Below are 614 nucleotides of genomic sequence, written 5' to 3'. Positions count from 1 at the left end.
TCGGCGAGCGTGCCCGTCGACCGGCTGGCCATGGTGCTCAAGCCCACCATGATCCTGGAGATCAACGTGGCGCGCGTCGAGGGCCGACTCGCGTCCGGAAGGACCGGCGAGGAGCGCTACCGCCTCTTTGTCGACTCGCTCACCAGCCCCCGGGTCCAGCACCGACTGTGGACCGAGTACCCGGTGCTGGCCCGCTGCGTGGCCGAACTGCTCGACAGCTGGGTGGCGAGCCGTACGCGCTTCGCCCGGCATCTCCGCGACGACCTCGGCGAGTTGCGCGACGCCCTGCTGTCCGGCGCCCGTCCGGGCGGTGTGGCGGCGGTGNNCGCCGTGGACGAGCAGTTCGCATGCGTCCTGTACCGCTTCAACGAGGACAGCCCGTACGCCCTGCGCACCCCGAACACCCTGACCCGCGCGGACCACGGCTGGGCGGAGTGCGTGACGGCCCGGCCCTGCGCGACGACACGGGACGTGGCCGGCTTCTACTGGCGCACCGGCGCGCTGCTGGCCCTGGTGCACGCGCTGGGCGGCACCGACTTCCACCACGAGAACATCATCGCCGCCGGGGAACACCCGGTCCTCGTCGACCTCGAAGCACTGCTGCACCCCCGCGC

The 614-nt window shown here is 72.2% G+C and carries 1 protein-coding gene; it reads left to right on the top strand.

Annotated elements, in window-relative coordinates; all coding sequences use genetic code 11:
- Positions 1-30 precede the first annotated feature (30 nt).
- A partial coding sequence (locus CCN51_RS38845; RefSeq protein ID WP_425444790.1) for a DUF4135 domain-containing protein occupies positions 31-614 on the top strand: 584 nt, incomplete at its 3' end.

This window comes from Streptomyces milbemycinicus, from assembly GCF_002154605.1.
In the GTDB taxonomy this organism is placed as follows: domain Bacteria; phylum Actinomycetota; class Actinomycetes; order Streptomycetales; family Streptomycetaceae; genus Streptomyces; species Streptomyces milbemycinicus.
This window is presented reverse-complemented; position numbering and strand designations above follow the sequence as displayed.